This window comes from Lactobacillus gasseri ATCC 33323 = JCM 1131, assembly GCF_000014425.1.
Classification (GTDB): Bacteria; Bacillota; Bacilli; order Lactobacillales; family Lactobacillaceae; genus Lactobacillus; species Lactobacillus gasseri.
Window position 1 is genome coordinate 1,703,239 of sequence record NC_008530.1, and the last position, 25,142, is coordinate 1,728,380.

The 25,142-nt window shown below is 35.0% G+C and carries 16 protein-coding genes; all 16 read right to left on the reverse strand.

The features are described from left to right. Positions 1 to 10 precede the first annotated feature (10 nt). The 16 genes from LGAS_RS08475 to LGAS_RS08550 all read right to left on the reverse strand — a co-directional run bounded on the left by LGAS_RS08475 (position 11) and on the right by LGAS_RS08550 (position 25,142). Complete coding sequence (locus LGAS_RS08475) at positions 11 to 5,992, reverse strand: mucin-binding protein (RefSeq protein WP_011678979.1); 5,982 nt, start codon at positions 5,990 to 5,992, stop codon at positions 11 to 13. 348 nt (positions 5,993 to 6,340) lie between these two features. Beyond that, the gene (locus tag LGAS_RS08480) at positions 6,341 to 8,326 is read right to left on the reverse strand and encodes a PTS fructose transporter subunit IIABC (RefSeq protein WP_003656155.1); all 1,986 of its coding nucleotides are present in this window, start codon (positions 8,324 to 8,326) and stop codon (positions 6,341 to 6,343) included. 40 nt (positions 8,327 to 8,366) lie between these two features. After that, positions 8,367 to 9,281 carry a 1-phosphofructokinase gene (pfkB, locus tag LGAS_RS08485; RefSeq protein WP_003656997.1) on the reverse strand — a complete coding sequence of 305 codons (915 nt, stop codon included), beginning with the start codon at positions 9,279 to 9,281 and terminating at the stop codon, positions 8,367 to 8,369. Next, a complete protein-coding gene (locus tag LGAS_RS08490) occupies positions 9,278 to 10,036 on the reverse strand; it encodes a DeoR/GlpR family DNA-binding transcription regulator (RefSeq protein ID WP_003656995.1) in 759 nt (252 codons plus the stop codon). The genes pfkB and LGAS_RS08490 overlap by 4 nt, the downstream gene beginning before the upstream one ends. Before the next feature lie 166 nt (positions 10,037 to 10,202). After that, a complete protein-coding gene (locus LGAS_RS08495; protein WP_031266044.1) occupies positions 10,203 to 12,506 on the reverse strand; it encodes a glycoside hydrolase family 31 protein in 2,304 nt (767 codons plus the stop codon). Between the two features lie 92 nt (positions 12,507 to 12,598). Continuing rightward, entirely contained in the window at positions 12,599 to 13,825 is a 1,227-nt protein-coding gene (locus LGAS_RS08500) for an ABC transporter permease (RefSeq protein WP_003656992.1), read from the reverse strand. Next, positions 13,818 to 14,714 carry an ABC transporter ATP-binding protein gene (locus LGAS_RS08505; RefSeq protein WP_011678981.1) on the reverse strand — a complete coding sequence of 299 codons (897 nt, stop codon included), beginning with the start codon at positions 14,712 to 14,714 and terminating at the stop codon, positions 13,818 to 13,820. Before LGAS_RS08505 ends, LGAS_RS08500 begins: the two co-directional genes overlap by 8 nt. A gap of 119 nt (positions 14,715 to 14,833) precedes the next feature. After that, on the reverse strand, positions 14,834 to 15,583 hold the full coding sequence (locus LGAS_RS08510) for an aspartate/glutamate racemase family protein (protein WP_003656163.1): 750 nt from the start codon (positions 15,581 to 15,583) through the stop codon (positions 14,834 to 14,836). A gap of 2 nt (positions 15,584 to 15,585) precedes the next feature. Then, entirely contained in the window at positions 15,586 to 17,157 is a 1,572-nt protein-coding gene (locus tag LGAS_RS08515; protein ID WP_003656164.1) for a UDP-N-acetylmuramoyl-L-alanyl-D-glutamate--2,6-diaminopimelate ligase, read from the reverse strand. A gap of 49 nt (positions 17,158 to 17,206) precedes the next feature. After that, positions 17,207 to 18,352: a sensor histidine kinase gene (locus tag LGAS_RS08520; RefSeq protein ID WP_003646664.1), complete on the reverse strand. Its 1,146-nt coding sequence runs from the start codon at positions 18,350 to 18,352 to the stop codon at positions 17,207 to 17,209. A gap of 5 nt (positions 18,353 to 18,357) precedes the next feature. Then, on the reverse strand, positions 18,358 to 19,044 hold the full coding sequence (gene croR, locus LGAS_RS08525; RefSeq protein WP_003649950.1) for a response regulator transcription factor CroR: 687 nt from the start codon (positions 19,042 to 19,044) through the stop codon (positions 18,358 to 18,360). A gap of 150 nt (positions 19,045 to 19,194) precedes the next feature. Next, positions 19,195 to 21,045 (reverse strand): ABC transporter ATP-binding protein, encoded by a 1,851-nt coding sequence (locus tag LGAS_RS08530; RefSeq protein ID WP_003646661.1) that lies wholly within the window; start codon positions 21,043 to 21,045, stop codon positions 19,195 to 19,197. Positions 21,046 to 21,058: 13 nt separating this feature from the next. Continuing rightward, on the reverse strand, positions 21,059 to 22,789 hold the full coding sequence (locus LGAS_RS08535) for an ABC transporter ATP-binding protein (protein WP_011678982.1): 1,731 nt from the start codon (positions 22,787 to 22,789) through the stop codon (positions 21,059 to 21,061). 135 nt (positions 22,790 to 22,924) lie between these two features. Further along, positions 22,925 to 23,758, reverse strand: a complete 834-nt coding sequence (locus LGAS_RS08540) for a DUF1129 domain-containing protein (RefSeq protein WP_003646660.1) — start codon at positions 23,756 to 23,758, stop codon at positions 22,925 to 22,927. A gap of 11 nt (positions 23,759 to 23,769) precedes the next feature. Beyond that, positions 23,770 to 24,870: a redox-regulated ATPase YchF gene (ychF, locus tag LGAS_RS08545; protein WP_003646659.1), complete on the reverse strand. Its 1,101-nt coding sequence runs from the start codon at positions 24,868 to 24,870 to the stop codon at positions 23,770 to 23,772. 23 nt (positions 24,871 to 24,893) lie between these two features. After that, a complete protein-coding gene (locus LGAS_RS08550) occupies positions 24,894 to 25,142 on the reverse strand; it encodes a DUF951 domain-containing protein (protein WP_003656982.1) in 249 nt (82 codons plus the stop codon).

Sequence of the window (25,142 nt, forward strand, 5' to 3'; positions counted from 1 at the left end):
TAGCTTAGTTCTAATTCTTTTTACGTTTTCTAGTGCCAGCTAAGCCTAAAATTGACGCAATTGTTGCTAAGCCTAGTCCAATAATTCCTACATTAGAATGTTTATGTCCTGTTTGAGGTAATGAAACCTCATTAGTCGTTGCTGCTTCTACTTTTCCAGTTTCTTTATGTTCTACAGTTGAGACATTCTTAGCTGTAGTATCAATAGAAATATTATCTGGAAGAGTGCCAGCGTCAGATTTATCTGATTCTGTTGCTTCAGTTGGTTTATTTTCTGAAGCTTCTGGTTTTAGCGGTTCAACTGGTTGGTCTGACTCTTCTGGAGTTTCAGATTCAGTTGGCTTCTCTGGTTCTTCTGGAGCTTCAGGCGCCTCAGGTTTCTCAGGTTCTACTGGAACTTCAGGTTCAGTTGGTTCTTCTGGCTTATTCGGTTCAACCGGCTTTTCAGGATTCTTACTGTAAACTACGGTTTCAGTAATATTCTCAGTATCACTATCTACATTTTCAACACTGCCAATTTCTTTCTTATCGGCTGTGTAGCCAGCAATTTCTGGAGAAATAACCTGTACAAATGTTGTGCCATCAAGTGCAGCCCATTTAATTCCATCAGAAACTTTTCTACCATTTTCATCTAAAATAATGATCTCACCAGTCACTTTATCAATTACCGCTGTACCACGGAATCTCAAAGTTTGAACCACGTCATCTTTTGCCTTAGTTCCATCAGCGTAAACGTACTTAATTGTACGAGTAATGGTCTTATCTAAAGCAATTGAATCGAATGGATATTTTGGTCCCTCAGGATTGTCTGGATTAATTGGATCATCTTCTGTGAACTTGTCATCAGGAGTAACAGTAATTGTACCATGCTTGAGCGTTACATAGTATCTGCTTGTTTCTAATCCAAATTTACCATCTTGTTCATAACCATCCTTAACTAACTCATAGCCTAAGCTTTCGTAGTACTTAATCTTGTCAGCTGTGCTGTAGTTGATTTCTTCATTGTATTTACCATCTACTGTGACTGTTTCCAGCTCTTTACCAGTAGTTTCATCAATGTAGATAATTTCAGCTTTAGCAGCATTTGCTGTGTAGACAACTTTAGTTTCAAGATGATTGCTATCTTGATTGATTCCCTCAATTGCATTCACAACAGTCTTATCTGCAGTGTAGCCTGCGATTGTTGGAGAAATTACTTCGACAAAAGTTGTACCATCTTCGGCTACCCAAGTTAACTTACCTGGAACTGGCTTACCGTTTGCATCTAACTTAATGTTGCCATTTTCATCGACTTCTACGTATTGGCCAGTTACCTTATCAATCACACCAGAACCTGTGAAAGTTAAAGTTTGTGTATGACTTGGTTTAGCTGTTGTACCATCAGCGTAAACATAGTGAATAGTATGTGTTACATCTTTATTTAAGTTAGCTGAATCAGTTGGATATTTTGGCCCTTCTGGATCGTTTGGATTAATTGGTTCATCTGGTTTTCCAGGATTTTCTGGATTTACAACTACAGTTCCATGTTTGAATGTTACATAGAATTTCTTAGTTGTTTCACCGAATTCGCCACCATTATAACCATCCTTAACTAACTCATAGCCTAAGCTTTCATAGTACTTAATCTTGTCAGCTGTGCTGTAGTTGATTTCTTCATTGTACTTGCCGTCTACTGTAGCTACTTCTAGCTCTTTTCCAGTAGTTTCGTCAACGTAGACAATTTCAGCTTTAGCGGCATTTGCTGTGTAAGTTACAGTATGAACATAGTTTTCACTATCATGTGCCACATTTTCAACGCCGTCGATTTGCACGTGACTAGGTGTATGACCTGTAATTTGTGGAGATGTAACAGCTAAGAAACTATTTCCAAGCATAGCCATCCAGTTCAATTTACCAGGAACTGGCTTACCATCTGTATCTAGTTTAATGTTGCCATCTTCATCAACTTCTACATATTCACCAGTTACCTTATTAATGTGACCAGATCCTGTAAATGTAATTGTCTGAGTATGGCTTGGATTTGCTATTGTGCCATCGGCATAAACATAATGAACAGTATGTGTTACATCTTTATTTAAAACACCAGAATCAGTTGGATATTTAACATCCCCACCTGGATTAATGTTTTCACCAGGTTTTCCAGGGTTTTCTGGATGAACGTGAACTACACCATGTTTAAATGTCACATAGAAAGTCTTAGTTGTCTCACCAAATTTACCGCCATTATAGCCATCATCAACTAATTCATAGCCCAAGTTTTCGTAGTATTTAATTTTGTCGGCTGTACTGTAATTGATAACATCGCCGTATTTTCCGTTTAGGGTTACTGCTTCTAATTCTTTACCAGTTGTCTTATCTACAAAAATAACTTTAGCATCGGCATCATTTGCAGTATAAGTAACTACGATTACCTTACTTGGCAGATCATGGGTCACTTTAGTTCCAGAAACACTAGCTTTGTCTGGAGTATAACCAGTTATAATCGGTGAGCTTACTTCAGTAAACTTAGGATCAGCAACTTCTGCAGTCCATGCAAGTTTGCCTTCAATCGGTTCTCCATCATCGCCAATAATGACTTTGCCGTTTTCATCAAGAACTACATATTTTCCAGTTGTCTTATCTACAACTCCATAAGCAGTAAACTTAATGGTTTGCTTGTTACTTTCAGCTGCTGCATTGCCATTTGCATAAACATATTTGATCTCTTGAGTTACTTCTTTGTTGTAATCTTCTGATTCATAGACTGGACTATCTGGATCTTCAGGATCAATAATGATCAAATCTCTAGTTAAGTGAACCTTAAAACTGTTTTTGGCATCTTCTGCAGAATAGTAGTAATCTTTACCGAATTCGTAATCACTACTTACAAGTTTGTAGCCATTATTTTCAAACATTTTAAGTGTAGCTTCAGGATTTAAATTCCAGCTAATAATGTGATCAATTTTACCATTAACAGTATCACTACCGATAATTTTACCAGTTACATCATCAATATATTGAATCTGAGCAGTTTGCTGGTTTGCATAGTAAAGAACTTCTTCAGTGATATTATTTGAATTACCACTGACTAAAACTGATTCTACTTGCAACCTATTTGCACCGTATCCTGAAATCTTTGGTGAATTTACTTGAGCAAAAGTATAGTTAGCATTGCCATCTTCTGCAGTCCAAACAATATCGCTAACCCAAACTTTATCTACAAAGTCATATTGACCTTTTCCAATAAAGTTAACTTTTTGAATAACAGAATTGGCAGCTGTTTGACCTTTATTAGGGCCATCAGCATAGACATATGTAATGACACGATTTACTTCTTTAGTTTGTGAATTTTCAGCTATTTTATGTTTTAACGTAACTACATAGTCATTGCAGCCTGGGTTATAGTCTGCATCTCCAAAGACTGTCGTATATCCTAGAGGATTATTCACTAAAATGTAGCCATTATTTTCGTAATCCTTGATGCTACCTAAAACCTTATCAATAACCTGGTAATTTATAACTTCACCATAATTTCCAGTAATATTGACAGTAGTACCAAGTTGTTTTTGAGATGTTTCATCCCAGAAAATAATTGTACCTACCTGAGCTTTTTTATCGTAAATGATATTTTCTATCTTTAACTTTTCATTCTGCTCTACTTTATCTGCTGTACTCCACTTTTGATTAGTAGTGTAACCAATGATATCTGGAGATTTAAGAGATTCAAAAGTTGTCTTATCCGCAGTCCATTTTAGACTAGCATTTTTATCAGTAATCTCAGTAGCAATTAAGTCATTACCTACTTGTTGAGTACCAGCAACTAAGACAATATTTCCAGTTACCTTATCGCGATAACCAGTAGCAGTGAAAGTTGCTGTCTGAGTAGTTGAAGGACGTAGTTCATTTCCCACTGTATCTACATAGTGAATATCTTTTTGAACTGTTTGTGATTCATTAACTGCTTCAAGGACATGCTTTAATTGAATTTCAAAGTTTAAATCATGAACACCAAATTGAGTACCAGGTTTAAAGCTATTACTAATAATTACATAGCCACTATCAAGCAAATTGGAAAGAGTAGTGTCTAAATCCACAAAGTTAATTTGAGAATATACTTTTCCAGTAGCGTTTAATTGAGCAAGACTATTACGGTTATTGTCCATATCAATAATCGTAATTGTAGCTTTTACATCTTCACGTAAGCGATAAATTACTTTGATATCTTCACCTGGATTTTCAGGAATTACATATTCAATATCAGCAATGTATCCTGCAATAATTGGTGCATCAGTTCTACCAGCCTTTATTGGGTCAGTTAAGTTATTATTAAACTTCACAGCATCCCCAATTTGATTACCATTTTCATCAACTGGAATAATCGAACCCAAGTCCTTGTAAATAAACTGTACTTCATGAGCTGAGTCAGTTACGAATGGATTTCTTGCAGTAAAGTTATTATGAGTAAATTTAACTGATTTACCAGCCTCTACAGTATGACTTTCAATCACACGATCCATATTACTGCCGTCATACATAAGAACTTCCATCTTACCTGTAGCATCAATTTGACGGTAAACTACAGTGAAGTCAACTGTTAATTGGTTAACAGTACCTTCTGTTCTATTGCCAGAACTGTAGTAAACCTTCTTGTAGTAACTACCATCACCAAATTGAGAGATAGTTCCAGTAAATGATCCACTAGGGATATTTGAGCCATCTAAATAAAAACCATCAATTAGTTGTTTGTATTGGTCAACATTATCAATAACGAATTCTTGTCCTGTCCAACCAGAAACACTAACATTAGGATATTTATCAGTACCTGGAATCTCAACTAAATTACCATCTTTATTGTGGTAGTAGTACTTAATTACAGATTCCTCAGTATGAACTGGAATAATTTCACCTACTGAGCTCGCATCTAAATTAGTGATATTTCCTAGGCCATAGATAATTTTAGTGCTACCAACAACCGTTGTAGCATTACCAACAGGCATTGAACTACCGCCGACTGTGATATTAGATTTACCACTATTTACAATTAAAAAGTCTCTATTGTTTACTTCAATTTTCTTGAAATATCCTGCTTTAATGATATGTTCAGCTACCATATTTTTATAATCAGCATCAGTCACGTAAGCATAGAGATTTTCATCAGTTAAATCATTACGATTTACAGATAGAATAAGTTTTTTATTGCTACTATTCCAAAAGGCAGTATTATTTAAATCTAAAATTTGATATATATACTTATCGTCACCAATTAAAGCACCTGCTTCTTTTGGATATTTATCTGTATCTGTTGCAGGAATAGTCACAGAAGCCTTACTTTGAACTTCTTTAACATCTGTTTGAACGGTAGTTTGATTGTTTTCTTCTACTACAGTTTCTTCAATTGGAGAAACTACATTTTCAACTTTCGTTTCAGTTTCAACAGGAGTAGTTTCTGTAACTGGAGTAGATTCTTCAACAGTGGTAGTAGCATTATTCTCAACTACAGGTGTTGCTATGCTTTCAGTAGATTGAAGACTATTGTTTTCAACATTTTGAGTATTATTTACTACTGTTTCGTCTTTAGTTGATTCAGCGTCATAAGTGGTTGCTTCGTTAGCTGCTTTTTCTTCTACAGCACTTGTTTCTGCTGAAGAAACAAATTCATTATTTCCAGCTACTTCACTACTTATTTCATTAGTAGTTTCATTATTTTCAACGTCATTGTTTGTTTCTATTGAAGCTGTTTTTGCTTGTTCTACATGCTGAACTGCACTTTGCTCTTCAACACTTACCGTATTTTCAACGTTTTCTTTTAAGTTATTAGCTACATCATTTGTTACATTTATACTTTCTTCTTGAGTAACTGTAGTATCAGCTTTAACTGTTCGACCATTAACTCCCATGAAGGTTAACCCGATCAATACAGAGGCAGCACCTACAGTAAACTTACGAATAGAGAAGCGTTGCTTTTGCGGTCTAATTTTCCGCATTTTTTCACTATAATTGTTCTTGGAAACCATAATTTTACCCTCATACTTCTAGTATTAGGTGAGTATTAAGTTATAGCTCTCATGCTAGCGATTAACCTATATAGTAATCGCTTACTTCACCTTTTATAATATTTATTTTTTACAATAAGTAAGTATACTGGGGATCTATGATCCAATTGTGTACAATTTATGATTTTTGTGTGAATTTATAGTCTTTGATTGTTATATATTATCTGCATTATATCAATATATAATGCGGTATCATAAATACTATAATTTTAATCCTATACAAATTAAAATTTTCATATGTTATTTAATACACAAAAAAAGCAAGATCCCGTTAAAATTGGAATCTTGCTTTTTAAAATTTAATTGTTTTTATTCATCTGGGTATTTAGAAACAGGTTTCTTCCAGAAACTCATGATTAATCCAGCTACAATAGAACCAATAATTGTAGCAACAAAGTAAAGTAGAATGTGATTAGATAATGGAGATACCCATAATCCGCCATGAGGAGCTGGCACTTGAATATGCCATAATCCAACAAGTAAACCACCTACTGCAGAACCAATTACACAGGAAGGAATGACACGACCTGGGTCAGCTGCAGCAAATGGAATAGCGCCCTCAGTAATAAATGAGAATCCTAGAATCCAGTTTGAAACACCTGCACGACGTTCTTCTTTAGTGTAACGGTTTTTAAAGAAAGTAGTACCAATTGCAGTAGCAAATGGAGGAACCATACCACCTACCATAACAGCAGCCATCATAACAGCTGCAGTTGCAGAATGCGGATCATTAGCAAAAGCACCTGAAGCAAAGACGTAAGCAGCCTTGTTGAAAGGACCACCCATATCGATAGCCATCATTCCTGCTAGGATTAAAGTTAAAATTACTAGGTTTCCAGTACCCATACTATTCAAGAAGTGGGTAATAGCAAAGTTAATTGAACTAAAGATTGGGTTGATGATGTAGAACATAATCAAAGCAATGAAGAGTAAGCCCAAGATTGGGTAAATCAACATTGGTTTCATACCTTCTACAGATTTAGGAAGCTTAGCAAACAACTTCTTCAAGCCAATCATCATATAACCAGCGATGAAACCAGCAGCAATACCACCTAAGAAGCCTGCTGGAGATACGGCATGAGCTTGAACATTAACTTGTAAGCCGTTAGTTCCATTAACAATGGCTGCCATGTAACCACCAACAAAACCTGGCATCAAAGCAGGTAAGTCGCCGATTGATTCAGCAATATAAGCAGCTAAAACTGGAACCATGAAGGCAAAGGCTAAATTACCTGCACTGTTCAAGAAAATAAATGCAGGGTTCTTAGCACCACCAGCCATATAGTTTTCAACGATAAAGGAGATGGCCATTAAGATACCACCACCAATAACGAATGGAAGCATGTGGCTAATACCACTCATTAAGTTCTTATAGATAGAAGCCCATAATCCTTGTTTTTCTTTAGCGCTATCATCGTTAGCACTAGCACTACTATCAGCGTGATATATTGGAGCCTTATTTTCTAAGATGTCTTCAATTAATTCTTGTGGATGGTTAATACCATCAACAACAGGCTTCATCACCAGTTCTTTACCATCAAAACGTGGCATTTCAACTTTTTTATCAGAAGCGATAACAACACCCTTAGCACGCTTGATTTCTTCAGGAGTAAGTCTGTCTTTCACACCTTCGGAACCATTAGTTTCAATTCGAACATCAACGCCTAATTTCTTACCAGCCTTAATTAAAGCTTCTTGAGCCATGTAAGTGTGAGCAATACCATTAATACATGCAGTAACACCAACAATTAAAGGCTTTTGTTCACTAGCAGGCTTAGCTGCTTCTTTTGCAGCTTCTGCTTTTCTCTTTTCAGCATCAGCCTTATCCTGAGCATCTTTTTTAGCTTCAGCCTTTTTAAAGATGTCAATTACTTCTTCTGGCTTAGTTGCTGCCTTCAAAGCACTCACAACATCTGGATTAATTAACAAACTAGATAATTTAGCTAATGCTTGTAAGTGCGTATTATCAGCACCAGCTGGTGCTGTAATCATAAAGAACAAGTGAACTGGTTGACCATCAAGAGAATTATAATCAATTCCTTTAGGACTTTTTGCAAATAAAACAGCAGCACGATTAATGTATTTGTTTCTTGCATGTGGCATAGCAATTCCATCGCCAATACCAGTTGTTGATTCTTTTTCACGAGCCCAGATTGATTTAATGAATTCGTCTTCGTTATTCACAACGTCTTGCTTTACTTCAAGATCAGCCATTTCTTTAATTGCTTCTTCCTGAGTAGTAGCCTTAAGATCCATAATCATTAAATCAGGACTTAAAAGATCTTCAATTTTCATGAAAGTAACTCCTTATCCTAATTTTCTTTTTTAGTTTTAACTACTTTACTTCTTCAACTGTGATTTGTGGCAAAACAGTATCGATTTGACTCTTAACTGCAATGTCTTCAGTAAATGCAGTGGCTCCGCCGCAAGCAGATCCTACTTTTAATGCTTCAACAACATCATGAGTCTTGTAGTAAGTACCTACAAAACCAGCAATCATTGAATCTCCAGCACCAACAGAGTTAACTGCAGTACCAACAGCAGCGCTTGCATGGTAAATATGATCCTTAGTTACTAGGTAAGCACCATCACCAGCCATAGAAATCATGACATTCTGTGCTCCCATATCTAAAAGCTTCTTAGCTGCTTCAAGCATCTCTTTATCATCAGCAAAACTAGTATTAAACAAAGCTGCTAATTCATGGTGATTTGGCTTAATAACCAATGGATGATACTTCAAAGTTGCAAGTAAAGCTTCACCAGTTGTATCAATTGCAAATTCGGCACCGGCTTCTCTAATAGTTGGTAACAATTGTTCATAGAAGTCTGTTGGTAAACTTGGTGCTAAACTACCGCTCAATACAACAATATCGCCTTCATTAAGATCATCCAAGCGCGCCTTAAATGCAGTAATTTCTTGTTCATCGATCTTTGGACCAGCCGCATTAATTTCAGTTTCTTTTTGAGCATGAACTTTTACATTAACACGGGTATCATCAGAAATAGTTACAAAATCACTTTCGATTTTTTTAACGTTTAATTGACGAACCAATTCCTTGCCAGTAAAACCACCGACAAAGCCCCAAGCGGTATTATCAACATCAAGTTGGTTTAAGATTTGCGAAACATTAATTCCCTTGCCACCAGCTAAAAATTGACAATCATTTGAACGGTTAACGCTACCAGCATCAACCTTTTTTAATTGCATAACATAATCTAATGCTGGATTAACTGTAACAGTATAAATCATGACCGAGCCTCCTCAACTCTGATTTGTTTAGGAAGAAGATTCTTCTTACCTATTGTTAAATGGTTAGTGATGAGTATTGCCTCATTGATATGTGCAAAACTTGCAAAATTTGCCGCTCCAATTTTACTACTATCCATTAAGACAAAAGCTTCTTTTGCTTGTTCAATAGCAGTCTTTTTTATCCCTGCTTCCGCTGGATCTGGAGTAGTAAATTGCCCCTCTGCTGTTAAACCGTTGGCACCAATAAATGAAACAGATAAATTCATTTCCTGTAGTTGTTTCATTGCAGTGTTACCTACCACAGCATGTGTTTCAATCTTCGCCTCGCCCCCTAACAAGCGAGTCTGAATACCATTCTCTAAACATGCTAATGCAATATCAACACCATTGGTTAACACATGTAAATCCTTAATTTCTCGCAAAAATGACACCATTTCATATGTTGTCGTTCCAGCATCAAGGAAAATATGATCTCCCCTAGTAATATGGTTGATTACGGCAAAACGAGCAATTTCACGCTTCTTATCAACATTAAGATTAAATCTAACCTGCTGTTCAACATCGCGTGAATAATCTTGCAGCGAACGTGCACCACCATGTACACGTACAATTACACCACGTTTTTCTAATTCAATGAGGTCACGGCGAATTGTTGACTCTGACGACTTAGTTAACTTACATAATTCATTAACACGACAGATACTATGATTATTAATATAACTTGCTATCGCTTGTTGACGTTCTTCAGTCAGCATCGTTCATCATCACCTCGTTTAATATGATAAACGCTTCCAATTATAAAATCAATCATTTTTCTTCAAAATCAGTCATATTCATTCATTATTAGTCATAGCTAACTTCATGAAAAGCTAAGCCTAAATAAAAAAGCTAGCGATTTATTCGCTAACTTTTAATTTATTATCAAATTTGCAGATACTTTTGATCCTTGAAAATAAAGTCTATTTTCTTGTCTATAGTTCTAAGCTCAATTCTTTGATAAACCGGTTCATAGCCATGCTTTTTCAAATTAATACTTGCTCTATTTCCATCAACATTTATCTCATACAAATTATATTCACCATGTTTATAAGCAAAGTCTGTACCATTATCTTGATAATGCAGATAGTTACCATATTCGCCAAAAACTCTAAAAATCATCTTTTCATCTGGTTGAGATGAAATATGATCCTTCACTTCTCCCCAAGGTAAAATCGTATCTTTTTTAATAAATAAAGGTAACTTATCAAGCGGAGCATTAACTAAAACCGTGTTGTTTCCGCTATACGTAACATTATTCCAAAAATCAATCCATTTACCTTGCGGTAAATAAACAGCTCTAAAGTCTTTTCCTTCTTCAACTACTGGCGCCACTAAAATTTTCGTACCAACCATATATTCATCATTCATATTTTTAACCTTTGGATCATTGGGATAGTTCAATACTAAAGGCCGCATAATTGGTAACCCGTTTTTACTTTCTTTGACAAACAGGTCATAAAGATAAGGAATAAAGTGATAACGTAGCTGCAAATATTTACGATACATTGATAAAGTTGGTTCGCCAAATACCCATGGTTCCTGCGAACGTGTTCCTAAAGCTGCATGATTTCGAAGAAGTGGACTAAAAATTGCCGCTTCAATCCATCTGGTTAATAATTCAGGTGTGGTATCAGCACCAAAACCGCCAATATCAGTTCCTGCAAATGCAAAACCGCTCATCCCTAAATTACATAATTGCGGAATCATCATTTGTAAATGAACCCATAAGCTCTGATTATCACCAGTCCAAACAGTAGAATACTTTTGTGTTCCTGCGTAAGCGGCACGAGTAATCACAAATGGCCGCTTGCCACTTGCTTTCTTTAAACCATCATAAGTTGCTTTAGCCATATTATGGCCATACACATTGTGCATTTTACCATGCGTTGATTTTTTATCTTCATCACTAAAAATGATATTTTCAGGAATTTCTCCATTAAAGGAAGCTGGTTCATTCATATCATCCCAAATACCATCAACGCCTAAATCAACTAGAAACTTGCAGTTTTCTGCCCACCATTTTCTAACTGCGTTACGACCAAAATCAGGATAAACCGCATCCCCCGGCCAAACTTTATTAACATAAACTTGCCCATTTAGTGCTTTGACGAAATAACCTTTTTGAAGCCCCTCTTGATAGATTTGATAAGCTTCATCTTTTTTCACTCCCGGGTCAATAATTGTAATAATGTGTAAACCTAATTTATGCAATTTATTGATAAATTTCTTGGGATCGTCATAGGTATCCGTCCGCCAAGTAAAAACACGATAACCATCCATATAATCAATATCTAAATGAATTGCATCACATGGAAGATGATATTTACGCATTTTATCAACAATTTCTTCCACTTTTTCAGCACTAATGCTGTATCCCCACCGAGATTGTTGATAACCTAAAGTCCATTTTTGCGGCAATGGTGTCCTACCAGTTAAATAAGTATAGTTTTCAACAACTTTTTTCAAACTAGTACCACCAATAATGTAATAGTCAATATTTCCATCATCAGCTGCATAGTAGTAATACTTATTGCTTTCTTTTCCTAAGTCAAAATAGCTATGATACGTATTATCGAAAAAAATCCCATAGGGATGATTATTTTTTAAGCCAATTAAAAATGGAACAGATTTATAAAGTCGTGTAAAGCTTTCCAAATGGGGTTCTGGATTATCTGTATTCCAATTCTCATACGCATAGTGCCGCTTATTTAAAAATCCAGTCTTATCTCCCAAGCCGTAAAATTGTTCATCCGCTGCTAATTTCTTAACTAGTTCATAATAATGACTATTCTTTTCTGTACTAGTTGCTACATCATGTCCTTCAGATTCGGCTAATTTTTGATGGCTAGCGTCTACTTGCCGATCAAGTGGAATCCGGTTACCACGATAATCAATAATTAATGGATTTTCTTGTTCATCATAAACATCAACTTTTTCATCATCATAAATTTTAATAATTAATTTTGAAGTCTTCAGTTCAAGATGATCATCTATTTTTTTAACTTCAAAACTCGTTTCCTCGGTCTTATTTTCTTCAATTGCATAAGAATTATTATTGCAACCACGGTCTTGAAATACGCGAATTATTTCAGAAGTTAAAACAGATAAAGTAAGAATTGAATTAGTAAACATTATTTTAACTTGATTACGATCAATTATGTATTTTTCTAAATTATTTCTATTCATATTCAGCCTCATCATCCTGTATTCGCTTCCAATTTTATCATAAAAAAGACCGCTCTCCTTTTGAACAAAGAGCAATCATCAAGATAAATTTTCTATTCTTTTATTCCTTGCAATGCACGCTTCATATTCTTCCACATGCCATTATCATCAGTTTGTAAAATCAAACTCGGGTAAATTTTTCTAATCCACCAAATCGATCCCACTAAAAATATTACTAAGATTAACATTGAAATCTCAGCTTCTAAGTTTGTTGCATTTCCTTTAATTAGTCGAAGTGGCATTAAGAAAGAGGATAAAAACGGTACATAAGACATAATTATTACAAAAATACTATCAGGATTATTAGACAAACTCATGCTGCTAAATAAACCAAGTAAAGTCAAATAAACTAGAGGTTGAACAGCTTTGTTAGTATCCTCTGCCTTAGTTACAATCGCACCACAAACAGCAGCATAGACAATATATAAGATCAACCCTAAAACAATGAATACTAATCCCCAAGAGATTATTTGTCCTAAGACTTGATCAATAGCTGGTTTTACTTGAGCAAAAGTTTCTTTAACTCCAGTAATTTGTGGAGCCAAATAATAAAATCCAGAAAACATTAACGCATAAATTAATAATTGCGTAAGAATTTCCATGAAAATTCCTAAAACTTTACCATCAAAATAATTTCCACCTGGCATACTTGAAAAGATCATTTCCATGATCTTAGTTCCTTTTTCACTGGCAATATCTTGCGCCATAATAGTGCTGTAAGTCTGAACCAAAAAGTACAAAACAAAAATCAAAATCCAAAAAGTGGCCGTTTTCAAATTTTTCTCGTCGCTTGCACCTAGCTTCTTACTATTAGTTTTTTCAGTAAACTTAACCTTTTGAGAAAGTGATTTCAGCTGCTGATTATTAAGTTTGGCATTCTTTAAATTAAGTACCTGCTGTTGAGTATTTAAAACTCGCATCAATTCATCTTTAAGATCACCGTCGAGTCCTTCTGAACCATAGTAAGTTGCCCCTAATTGAGTAGAATTATTTTTAACAACAATATAGCCGTTAATATCTCCAGCTTGATATGCTTTTTCAGCTTTTACTTTATCCTTATACATATCAAAATCTTTTGTTTTCTTTAAAGGTTGAAGCAAATTTTCGTTTTGGCTCACAATGCCAACTTTTGTATTATCATCAAAAGCAGAAGACGAACTCATTCCAAAGAAAAATGAAATAACTAACACAATAAATGGCGCAAAAATCATCAATAAAAATGACCAATTTTTAACTTCTCTACGGTAGGTTTCTTTTGCAACTAACCAAGTCTTATTCATTATTTTCACCGGCTTTCAGTTTAAAGATTTCATCTAAAGTTGGTGGTTCTTGATCAAAGGTTTGCAAATATTCTCCATGAGATAAAGTCTTAAAAATATCTCGGCCATAATTAGCTGACATTAGCCAAAGCTTATAAATGCCATTGTTTTGCAAAATAGCTTTTTCTACTCCGGGTAGTTTCTTAACCTCATCGAGCCCTAAATCTGTCCTAATAAATAAGCGCGTTAGGCCAAAATTATTTCGTACTTCATTTACCGCACCATTTAAAACAAGATGACCATTATTAATCATCACTACATCATCACATAATTCTTCAACATTAGACATATCGTGATCAGAAAAAATAATTGTCGCCCCACGCCGTTTTTCTTGGAGAATTACATCTTTAATTATTTCAACATTTACGGGATCCAAGCCACTAAAAGGTTCATCTAAAATAATTAAATTTGGTTGGTGAATAAGTGTCGCAATTAATTGAATTTTTTGTTGGTTTCCTTTAGATAAGCTCTTAATCTTATCAGTAATCTTGCCTTTAACTTCTAATTTCTGCATCCAATCTTGCAAGTCATGCTTTACTACATCTTTCTTCATACCTTTTAAACTAGCTAAAAAACTTACTTGTTCTAAAACTGTCAACTTAGGCATTAGACTACGCTCTTCTGGCAAGTAGCCCACAGAGTTGTAGTCACGACTTGAAAAAGAATGATTATTAATCGTAATCTTGCCCTGATACTTAACAAACTTCAGAATACTATGAAAAAGAGTAGTTTTTCCTGAACCATTCTTACCGATTAAGCCTAGTATTTTCCCATTATCTGCTTTGAAATTAATATCAAATAAAACTTGTTTACTTCCAAAGCTTTTATTTAAATTTTTTACTTGTAACATAGCTTTTTCTTTCTAGGTAAATTTTAGTAAAGTTAAATCTAATTATATCAATCTTTAATATTAATATCTTTTTTATACCAAAAAAGCCTCTCAGCTGTCTAAAACTGAGAGGCTTGATCCTATTTATACATATATTTTGCAGTTGCTTCTTTAGGATCCATTCCATTACGAATCTTCAAAGCAAGTTCAATTGAAACATCAGCGATAATTGATTGTGGATCAATTACATTATAAGGATGATCTGGTGCCTTTTCTTGAGCAAGAGACAATTCTGTACATCCTAATAAAATTACATTGCAACCATATTTATCATGCATTGTCTTCAAGATCTTATGATACAAGTCATGATCAACGATTCCCTTTTCCTTAATATCGCTGTAAATTAATTCATTAACCATTGGCTGAATTTCGGGACCACCTAATTCTACTTTCTTGCCAACACGTTCTAATTCGTCCACATACAAATGGTCATAAATAGAACCTTCAGTTGCAATTAAGCCAATTTTTTCTTCCTTAGGAAAATTATCTACAAATGTATGCACTGCAATTCGCATCATATGTAAAAATGGTACATCAGTTAATGCAGCTAGATCATCATAAAAATAATGTGCGGTATTACATGGCATTACAAAGAAATCAGGATTGAGCTTGGCTTGGCTTAAAACATCATCTTTTAAATCATAGAAAAAGTTAGGCTTACTATGATCCATGATATAAGCCGTTCGATCGGGAATTTGAGCATCATTTACTAAAATATAATTCAAATAATCTTGATCTTTAGCGATTTTAACTCGGTGATTAATTAAGCGAACATAGCTTTCAGTTGCAATTGTTCCCATCCCGCCAATAATTGAGAAAAAGTGTTTCATAGTTATTCCTTATCGTCTTTTTCTAATTCATTAATTACACTTTCAGCAACTTTAATATCAGTTGGATATGGCGTATCTACCCCGCGAATCTTTTGGAATGGATCTGCACCCTTCCCGCAAATTAAAACAATATCATCTTTATTAGACATTGCAATTGCATCATGGATTGCCTTTTCACGATCTAATTCAATTGTGACATCAACTTTTTCATGATCAATGCCCGCATCAATTTCTTGAGCAATATCCATTGGATCTTCAAAGCCAGGATCATCAGTAGTTAAGAATGCCTTATTTGCATAAGCGGTCAAACTTTCGCTAAATCCAGGACGACGTGATACTCCCTTATCTCCAGGAGCTCCAACAACTACAATAATCTTTGGATTATTAAACTCGCGTTGCATAAAGCTCATTAAAGCTATCATTGAAGCTTTATTATGTGCGTAGTCAACGATAACAGTACCATGATTCTTTGATGGTAAAGTTTCCATTCTGCCCGGGATTGTTACGTGACGGATTCCTTTAGCACATTCTGCATAGCTTTCACCAGCAAGACCAGCACCAATAATTGCAGCAGTACCATTCATCTCGTTGAAGTCACCAATCATTTGAAGAGTGTAATCTCCAGCAATTGGTAATTTCTTAGCTTTTTCAGAAGCACAGAACAACTTAAATTCAGTTTCCTTCATGTCTGTTTCAACTGATTGGAAGCGGAAATCAATTGGTTGTTTTAAGTTAGGATTTTCGAAATCATTTCTAGCAAACAGATAGATACTATCTGGATTAGTAGTTGTAGTTGCTGCTGCATAAATTTCATCAAAGTGGTCTGACATTGCGTTAATAATACATTTACGCGAGTTAACCATTAATTGTAATTTACAATGTAAGTAATCTGCAAAGTTAGGGTGTTCATTTGGACCGATATGATCTGGAGTAATATTTAAGAAAAATCCTAGATCATAGGTTAAACCAAAGACACGGTTCTTTTTATAAGCTTGACTAGAAACTTCCATTACCAAATGAGTCATACCATTATCAACAGCTGTTCTCATGTCACGGAACAAGTCTAAACTTTCAGGTGTAGTCAAACTAGACTTGAACTTATCTTCAGGTTTTGGCCCTACGATATCATCTACTGATGAAAACAAAGCTGTTCGACCACCGTTAATTTGGTCAAGCATCCCCTTCAAGAAATAAGCAGATGTAGTTTTACCCTTTGTACCAGTAAAGGCTACAACGTATAAATCATCTTGCGGGAATCTGTAAAAGGCAGCTGATAAAAGAGCCATGGCTTTAGTTACATCTCTAACAACTAAAGCATGCATTCCTTTACCTTCTGGATATGGTTGTTCTGCTACATAACAAGTAGCTCCACTGTCTTTAGCCATTGATAAATAAGTAGGTCTAAAGCCTTTACCCTTACAGAAAAACAAGGTATTTGTTTTTATATCACGTGAATCATATGAAATATAATTCATTTTAGTTGGAACCGCATCTTGCACTGCACTTGATTTAAGCAAGTGGTGTTCCTTCAAGATTAAGATGCAAGTGTTTAAAGAAATGCTAGAATCGCTCATTTTTTCTCCCCAATTTTTTAATCAATTCAGCCTAAATTATAGCACACCATCATTTTGCTTTGGGGCTATTGAGTGGTAGTTGAATAATAAAACTAGTTAATTCTGATGTTGACTGACACTTAATTGTCCCGCCATGTAAGTCAACAATACTTTTCGTAATCGCTAAACCTAAGCCAGTACCGCCGGTTTTTAAATTTCTTGAACTTTCTACTCGATAGAAGCGATCAAAAATTTTTTGCAAAGACTTCTTAGGTATCTGCTCCCCATTATTTTCAACTCTAAGTTCTACAAACTTATTATTCACCTTATTGGCAATTAAATTAATTTCAGTTGCGCCATGGCCATATTTCAAGGCATTCGAAATTAAATTATTTAACATTCGCACAATCATTTTAGCATCAGCATCAATTACTAAATCTCTTGGTCGTGTCACTACATTAAAAGCAATATTTTTCTTTTCTGCTTCGAGTTCAAAACCAGCTGCTACTTGTTCAAGCATTGAATTGACATGTAACGGTGCTAAGACTAATTTATTATTCGTTGACGAACGAAGCGTAGTGTATTCAAATAAGTCTTCAGCTAAAGCTTTCATTTGTAGAGCTTTGTCATAGGCGATTTTAATATATTTAGCTTGATCTTCATTTAGTTCACTACTCTTTAATAAACCCAAGTAGCCAATAATTGAAGTTAACGGCGTTCTAATATCATGAGATACGTTAGTAATCAGATCATCCTTTGATTGTTCAATTTGGCGTTCTTCTTCCATTGAAGCTACAGTACTATCAACTAAAGCGTTAATTGAATCAATTACTTTCTGTAAATCTGTCTTTACTACAAAAGGAATTCGATGATCAAAGTGACCGTCAGCTATATAATGCAGTTCTTCTATGACATGCCGCAATTGCATTTGACGATATCTTCTAATTAATCGCCAGTAAACAACAATAGCATCGCCCACTAACATCACACCAACAAAAAGCCGTTGCCAAGACCATAAATGCATCCCGTTAGCAAAAGTAATTGTCTTTTTAAGAAAGAATATACCATTTTCTAAACGTGGATCATTCAATACTGCCAAATTAAGCAAAATAATAATCGAAAGATTCAACAGCAAAAGCAGAATAACAGTTATAACGCCTTCACCAAATAATTCACTTTTTTCTTTCGTGGTTAGGATTACTTTTTGTTTTTTCATCCTTGTTAAGCCTCTACTTTATAGCCTACTCCCCAAACTGTTTGGATAACTTCTTCTCCATCAGTTGCCTTTTGAATTTTATCACGCAAGTGAGAAACGTGAACCATAACCGTTTTGGCTGAAACAACCGATTCTTGTTGCCATACTCTTTCAAAAATTTCATCTGCACTAAAAACACGATTAGGATGACTAGCAAGCATATATAAAATTCCAAACTCTAAAGCGGTTAATTGAATAACTTTCCCAGTTAAAGTCTTAACTTCATGTGAGTCCTTATTAATTACTAAAGGTCCTACTTCTAATACATCAGGCTTGTCATCTTTAACTTCTTTTTGACTGCGGCGAAGCAATGATCTTACTCGTGCCATTACTTCTAATGGATTAAACGGCTTAACGACATAATCATCTGCTCCAGTGATTAATCCTTGAATCTTATCCATATCGCTAGTTTTAGCTGAAACAACTAAGATTGGAATTTCTGAATCTTTTCTAACTTCTTTGATAACTTCAATCCCCGACATTTGTGGCATCATAATATCAAGAATCATCAATGCAATTTCTGGATTCGTAGAAAGTTTAGTCAAGGCTTCTTTACCACTATAAGCAGCAATTGGCTCATAGCCTTCATTTTTTAAATATATGCTTAATAATTCAACGATTTCTTTATCATCATCAACAACTAAGATCTTCATGAGGAATGTCTCCTTATTCTATATTTATCACGTAAAAAATCTATTATTAACATTTTACCTGTTTTACATCTATTTACTTAAATTAAACCACGTTTTTAAAGAATCATAAAAAATGAACCCTAGAAAAAATATCTAGAGTTCATTTTCTGATTAATCTAATTCTTTTTTACCAGTGTACAACTCGTAGTAATAACCCTTTTGCTTCAAAAGCTCTTCATGATTACCACGCTCAATAATATGACCATGATCAAGAACTAAAATGAGGTCCGAGTTAACAATGGTTGATAAACGGTGTGCGATCACAAAACTGGTTCTCCCAGCAAGCAAGTTATCCATCCCTGCTTGAACCATTCGTTCAGTCCTAGTATCAATACTTGATGTTGCTTCATCTAAGATCATTACTGGTTCATCAGCAATCATGGCTCTAGCAATACTCAATAACTGCATTTGACCTTGTGACAAGTCACCGCCGTCGCCATCAATCACAGTTTCATATCCATCATCTAGCTCATGAATAAATTCATCAGCATGCGCTAAGCGAGCAGCTTGATAAACCTCGTCATCACTCGCATCTGGCTTTCCAAACCGAATGTTGTCCATGATTGTACCAGTAAAGAGGTGCGTTTCTTGTAAAACAATCGATAAAGAATGTCGTAAATCATTTTTCCTAATTTGAGAAATTGGAACGCCATCATACGTAATCTTTCCAGACTGAATCTCATAGAAACGATTAAGCATATTAGAAATAGTCGTCTTACCAGCACCGGTTTCACCAACTAAGGCAACTTTCATACCTGGTTTAGCGTCGATATTAATATCGTGCAAAATTTGTTTTTCTGGAACATATGAAAAGTTCACATGATCAAAAACAATATGTCCTTTAATTGGAACTTTTTTAACATCACCATTTTTCTCAGGGACATCCCAATACCAACTATTTTTAACTTCAGGATTGGCCGACATAATAACGTCGCCATTATCAACTTCCGAGGGTTCATCTTCTAACTCAAAAATTCTCTGCGCACCAGCTAAAGCCAAAACAATTGAATTCAATTGCTGTGAAATCTGAGCAATCGGCATACTAAATTGCCGCGATAATTGTAAGAAAGAAGCAATTGCACCTAAAGTCAATGGTGCCCAGCCGTTAATTGCGGCAGCTCCTCCGATAAAGGCAATTAATACATACAATAAATTTCCCATATTACCCATAATTGGGAACAAAACGGTCGCATAAGTATTAGCCTTCCCAGATGCTCCACGCAGTTCTTCATTAAATTTATCAAATCCCTCTTCAGCTTCAGGTTCATGTGAAAAGACCTTAATGACTTTTAAACCATTAAGCATTTCTTCGTCATAACCGTTAATTTGACCTAATTTATTTTGTTGAACCTTGAAATAGTAGCTAGACTTCACAGTTAAAAATCTAACAATTCCAAATGATAGGCCAAAAATAATAAAAGAGAATAAAGTCAGTTGCCAGCTTAAACTAAACATCGCCACAATAACAAAAATCAAGCTTAATGCCGAATTCAAAAATTGTGGTAGCGATTGTGAGATCATCTGCATTAAGGTGTCGATATCGTTAGTATAACGACTCATGATATCCCCATAATTGTTTTGATCAAAATAAGCAATCGGCAAAGACTCCATATGCGTAAATGTTTCGTTACGAACACGGAATTGAACTTTTTGGGCTAACACTCCCATTAACATGCTAAAAAGGTAGTTAGAAATAAAGCCAATTGCATAAATTCCAAACATTACCAAAATTGCATTTAGTAATGGACCATAGTTAGGAACCTTTTCATGCAGTAAGGGAGTAACATATGTATCAATTAATCGTTCAATAAATAAGGATCCAATTACCGCAGATCCAGCTGCCAAAATGATAGTAATTACTGAAACGATTAACATCCAAGGACTAGTGGTTAAGACTACTTTTAGTAGACGTCCTAAAACTTTAAGACGATTTCCTTTAGTGTGTTGTTTTGCTTGATCCATAACGTTCTCTCACCTACTTTCCTGCATTATTTTCTTCTTGGAACTTAGCGATTGAGTGATAAAGCTCATTAGTCTTCATTAATTCCTCATGAGTTCCAATTGCTTGAATCTTGCCATGATTCATAACAATAATCCGATCAGCGTCTTTAATTGAAACAACCCTTTGCGAAATAATTATCTTAGTTGTAGTTGGCATATCTTTTGCCAAAGATTCACGAATTTCACGTTCAGTTGTTGTATCAACTGCAGAAGTCGAATCATCTAGAATTAAAATTTCTGGATTCTTTAATAATGCACGCGCGATCGTAATTCTTTGCTTTTGACCACCGGAAACATTATTTCCGCCTTGCTCAATCATAGTATTATAGCCATCTGGCATTTCACGAATAAAGCCATCAGCATGTGCAACTTTAGCAGCAGCTACGACTTCTTCATGCGTTGCATTTTCATTTCCCCATTTTAAGTTTTCTTCAACAGTTCCACTGAACAAAACATTCTTTTGTAAAACCATTGCAACTTTATCACGAAGAGCCTTTAGTTCATATGACTTAACATTATGTCCAGCCACTCTAACTGCACCAGATGTTACATCATAAAGACGCGGAATCATGGAAACTAAAGTCGATTTTGATGAACCAGTTTCACCAATAATACCAATTGTTTCACCTGGTGTAATATGTAAATTAATATCTTCTAAAGCATAATGCTTTTCATCTGTCGAGTATTTAAAGTTAACATGATCAAAAACAATATCACCGTTTGTCACATCTTTAAGTGGTTTACGTGGGTTTTCAATCGCTGATTTTTCAGTTAAAACAGCTGCAATACGTTTACCACTAGCTTCTGAAATAACCAATTGCGTAGTAATCATAGCCAGAATGTTTAAACTAAATAAAACGGAGTTTGAATATGAAAACATTGAAACCAATTGTCCAGTTTGCAAGTTTCCACCAACAATTTCTTTAGCACCAAACCAGCAAATTGCTAAAGTCGAAATATTAAGAACTGCCATTACAACTAATGCGTTAAGTGACATGATTTTTTGCGCAGTTGAGAAAAGTTTATAAATAAAGCCTGAAGATTTTTCAAATTTTTCAATTTGAGCTTCTTCTTGAACGTAAGTCTTTACCTCACGAATTCCACGAATATTTTCACGAACATCTTGATTCATTACATCGTATCCCTTAAAAATACGTGGAAAGTAAGGATATGCACTTTTAATAATTAAAGCCAAAATTAAAACAAAAATTGGAGCAATTACCACAAAAATTAAAGATAGTCTTGGACTAATTATGACTGACATAATGATTGAAAAAATCAACATCAGTGGTGCACGAACGGCAATTCTGATTAGCATTTGATAAGCGTTTTGTACATTAGTTACATCTGTGGTAAGCCGCGTTACCAAACTAGCGCTAGAAAATTTATCAATATTACTGAAAGAAAAATCTTGAATATGATAAAACATATCTTTTCTTAAATTAGCTGCAAATCCTGCTGCTGCATGTGCAGAAACGTAACTAGCAGCTGCACCTAAAGATAAGGAAATTAAAGTTAATACGAAAAGGATTAGGCCCCATTTATTGATGTAACCCATATTTCCTTTCATAATTCCCTTATCAATTAAAATACCAACCAAGTACGGGATCAGCATTTCAATTAAAGCTTCACCTGCAACTAGGACTGGGGAAGTCATTGACAATTTTTTATATTGCCGAATTGACTTACGTAACACATTAATCATATAAAACCCCCGTTCTTTTAACTTAAAAAAGATAAAAATAAATAGACGCCTCGCGCCGTCTATTTACTCTCTAACAAACACATTATTTGCTATCTTTATTTATACTGTAGACTACTTTAATTAAATAGTCACGCTTTAACTTCTGCGATTTCTTCTACGTGCTGCAATCTCATTTTCACGTTTAACTTGTAGTGGATCAACAACATGATACTTTTGACGGAACCATCTACGGACAAAGAAAGCAATCACTGCTAACACAATGTAAACCCATGGATTAAGAACTGGGTTAATTACACGCAAGAATGGCATTGAAGTAAATGTGATCCATACCATAACTATTCCAACTAAGAAGATTCCTATTAAGACTACCTTCCACATAGGTGGTCTTTTACTCTTTTCTCTGGTTACTAAATCATTGTAATATGCCATCAAAATACCAAACAAAATGGTAACAGAAGCAACAGTTAAAATTCCCATCTGTTGGACACCATTTTGTTGTTTAGAGTTTATATTAAACAATTGTACTACGCCAAAGAATCCAGCAAAGATCACAAAGTAAAGTAAGCCATTATCTACTGCGTGCATCCAGAACTTATTCTTGGGTGCTTCTTTTTGGGGATTAGCAATTTCAATTGCCTTTTCTTTGGGAGCTTTTTGATACAAGCTGGATGCTGGAATACCCTTGCGTTGTGCAACAATAATTTCTGGCAAGATTTGATCAATTGCAGGTTTCACTTGATCCATAGTGTAGTTTTGATCTTCTGTCAAAAATTTTTCCAAACGAAAGACATAATCTTGATTTTTATTACTTAATTTCTTTCGTAATTCTTTTGGCGGCATCTTCTTAATTTCTTCTTCACGAGAATTTTGCTCATGCGCCTTTTTTAATTTCTCTTGTTTTGCGTTACCTACTGTTGAGTTTTTAGCTACTTCAGTATTCTCACTCTTATTTTGATCTTTTGGATCCATTCAAAAAACTCCTAAACATTAAATCTAAATTCAATAATATCACCGTCTTGAACTACATAATCTTTTCCTTCAAGACGAAGCTTTCCTGCTTCCTTAACTTTTTGCATGGTTTCAAGTTTGTCTAAGTCATCAAATGAAACAACTTCTGCCCGAATAAATCCACGTTCAAAGTCTGAGTGAATAACACCAGCAACTTGCGGTGCCTTCATTCCTTCATGGAAAGTCCAAGCACGAGTTTCAGGACCACCAGCAGTAAAGAAAGTACGAAGTCCTAAAATATGGTAAGCAGCCTTGATTAAACGATCAAGTCCAGACTCTTCAACGCCTTCCATTTCAAGGAATTCTTTTCTTTCATCTTCATCCATTGAAGCAATTTCTTCTTCAGTAGCTGCACTAATGCCTAAAGCTTCAGCATTTTCACTTTCAGCATGCTTTTTGACAATTTGGTAATACTTGTCACTTTCAGGATCAGCCATTGAACTTTCAGCAATATTAGCAACATAAATAACTGGTTTAGAAGTAAGTAAAAACAGACCCTTTACAATCTTTTGTTCATCTTCATTAAACTCAATTGAACGAGCAGCCTTACCTTCTTCAAGGACAGGTTTTAACTTGTTCAAAACAGCCATTTCAGCCTTAGCTTCTTTATCTCCTTGTTGTGCAACTTTTTGAACTTTTCCAATTCGACGGTTAACTGCATCTAAGTCTGCAATCGCCAATTCAAGATTAATTGTGTTAATATCTTCTTCAGGATCAACCTTACCGGTAACTGAAGTAATATTATCGTCATCAAAAGCTCTTACTACATGAACAATTGCATCTGTTTGGCGAATATTTTCAAGGAATTTATTTCCAAGTCCTTCACCCTTAGAAGCACCCTTTACTAAACCAGCAATATCGGTAAATTCAAAGGTTGTATGAACAATCTTTTTAGCTGGAATTAATTCTTGAATGCGAGCTAGACGACTATCTGGAACTTCAACCATCCCGACATTTGGTTCAATAGTGGCAAATGGATAATTCGCCATTTCAGCACCAGCCTTAGTAATCGCGTTAAACAAAGTAGATTTACCAACATTTGGCAAACCAACAATACCTGCAGTTAATGACATTATATTTCTCCTCTTAATTGGTTTTATTCAAAGTGTGGTACAGCAATGTTTTCCTTAGGAACATAGTGTTCTTCTTTTAAGTTAACTGGATCATTTGCTGAATGCAGCACCTTTTTAAATTTTTTATTAAATTCTGCTCGAGGCATCATAATTAAATGACCACACCCCAAGCATTTAATGCGAATGTCTGCACCCATCCGCAAGATTTCCCACTTATTTTCACCACATGCATGTGGTTTCTTCATCTGCACTACATCGCCCAAATGATACAT

Excerpts from the sequence above, each read along its gene's own strand:
- LGAS_RS08550 (WP_003656982.1), bottom strand. The coding sequence starts at position 25,142 with ATGTATCATTTGGGCGATGTAGTGCAGATGAAGAAACCACATGCATGT.
- LGAS_RS08540 (WP_003646660.1), bottom strand. The coding sequence starts at position 23,758 with ATGGATCCAAAAGATCAAAATAAGAGTGAGAATACTGAAGTAGCTAAA.
- ychF (WP_003646659.1), bottom strand. The coding sequence starts at position 24,870 with ATGTCATTAACTGCAGGTATTGTTGGTTTGCCAAATGTTGGTAAATCT.
- LGAS_RS08520 (WP_003646664.1), bottom strand. The coding sequence starts at position 18,352 with ATGAAAAAACAAAAAGTAATCCTAACCACGAAAGAAAAAAGTGAATTA.
- LGAS_RS08510 (WP_003656163.1), bottom strand. The coding sequence starts at position 15,583 with ATGAAACACTTTTTCTCAATTATTGGCGGGATGGGAACAATTGCAACT.
- LGAS_RS08490 (WP_003656995.1), bottom strand. The coding sequence starts at position 10,036 with ATGCTGACTGAAGAACGTCAACAAGCGATAGCAAGTTATATTAATAAT.
- LGAS_RS08480 (WP_003656155.1), bottom strand. The coding sequence starts at position 8,326 with ATGAAAATTGAAGATCTTTTAAGTCCTGATTTAATGATTATGGATCTT.
- LGAS_RS08535 (WP_011678982.1), bottom strand. The coding sequence starts at position 22,789 with ATGATTAATGTGTTACGTAAGTCAATTCGGCAATATAAAAAATTGTCA.
- pfkB (WP_003656997.1), bottom strand. The coding sequence starts at position 9,281 with ATGATTTATACTGTTACAGTTAATCCAGCATTAGATTATGTTATGCAA.
- LGAS_RS08475 (WP_011678979.1), bottom strand. The coding sequence starts at position 5,992 with ATGGTTTCCAAGAACAATTATAGTGAAAAAATGCGGAAAATTAGACCG.
- LGAS_RS08515 (WP_003656164.1), bottom strand. The coding sequence starts at position 17,157 with ATGAGCGATTCTAGCATTTCTTTAAACACTTGCATCTTAATCTTGAAG.
- croR (WP_003649950.1), bottom strand. The coding sequence starts at position 19,044 with ATGAAGATCTTAGTTGTTGATGATGATAAAGAAATCGTTGAATTATTA.
- LGAS_RS08500 (WP_003656992.1), bottom strand. The coding sequence starts at position 13,825 with ATGAATAAGACTTGGTTAGTTGCAAAAGAAACCTACCGTAGAGAAGTT.
- LGAS_RS08530 (WP_003646661.1), bottom strand. The coding sequence starts at position 21,045 with ATGGATCAAGCAAAACAACACACTAAAGGAAATCGTCTTAAAGTTTTA.
- LGAS_RS08495 (WP_031266044.1), bottom strand. The coding sequence starts at position 12,506 with ATGAATAGAAATAATTTAGAAAAATACATAATTGATCGTAATCAAGTT.
- LGAS_RS08505 (WP_011678981.1), bottom strand. The coding sequence starts at position 14,714 with ATGTTACAAGTAAAAAATTTAAATAAAAGCTTTGGAAGTAAACAAGTT.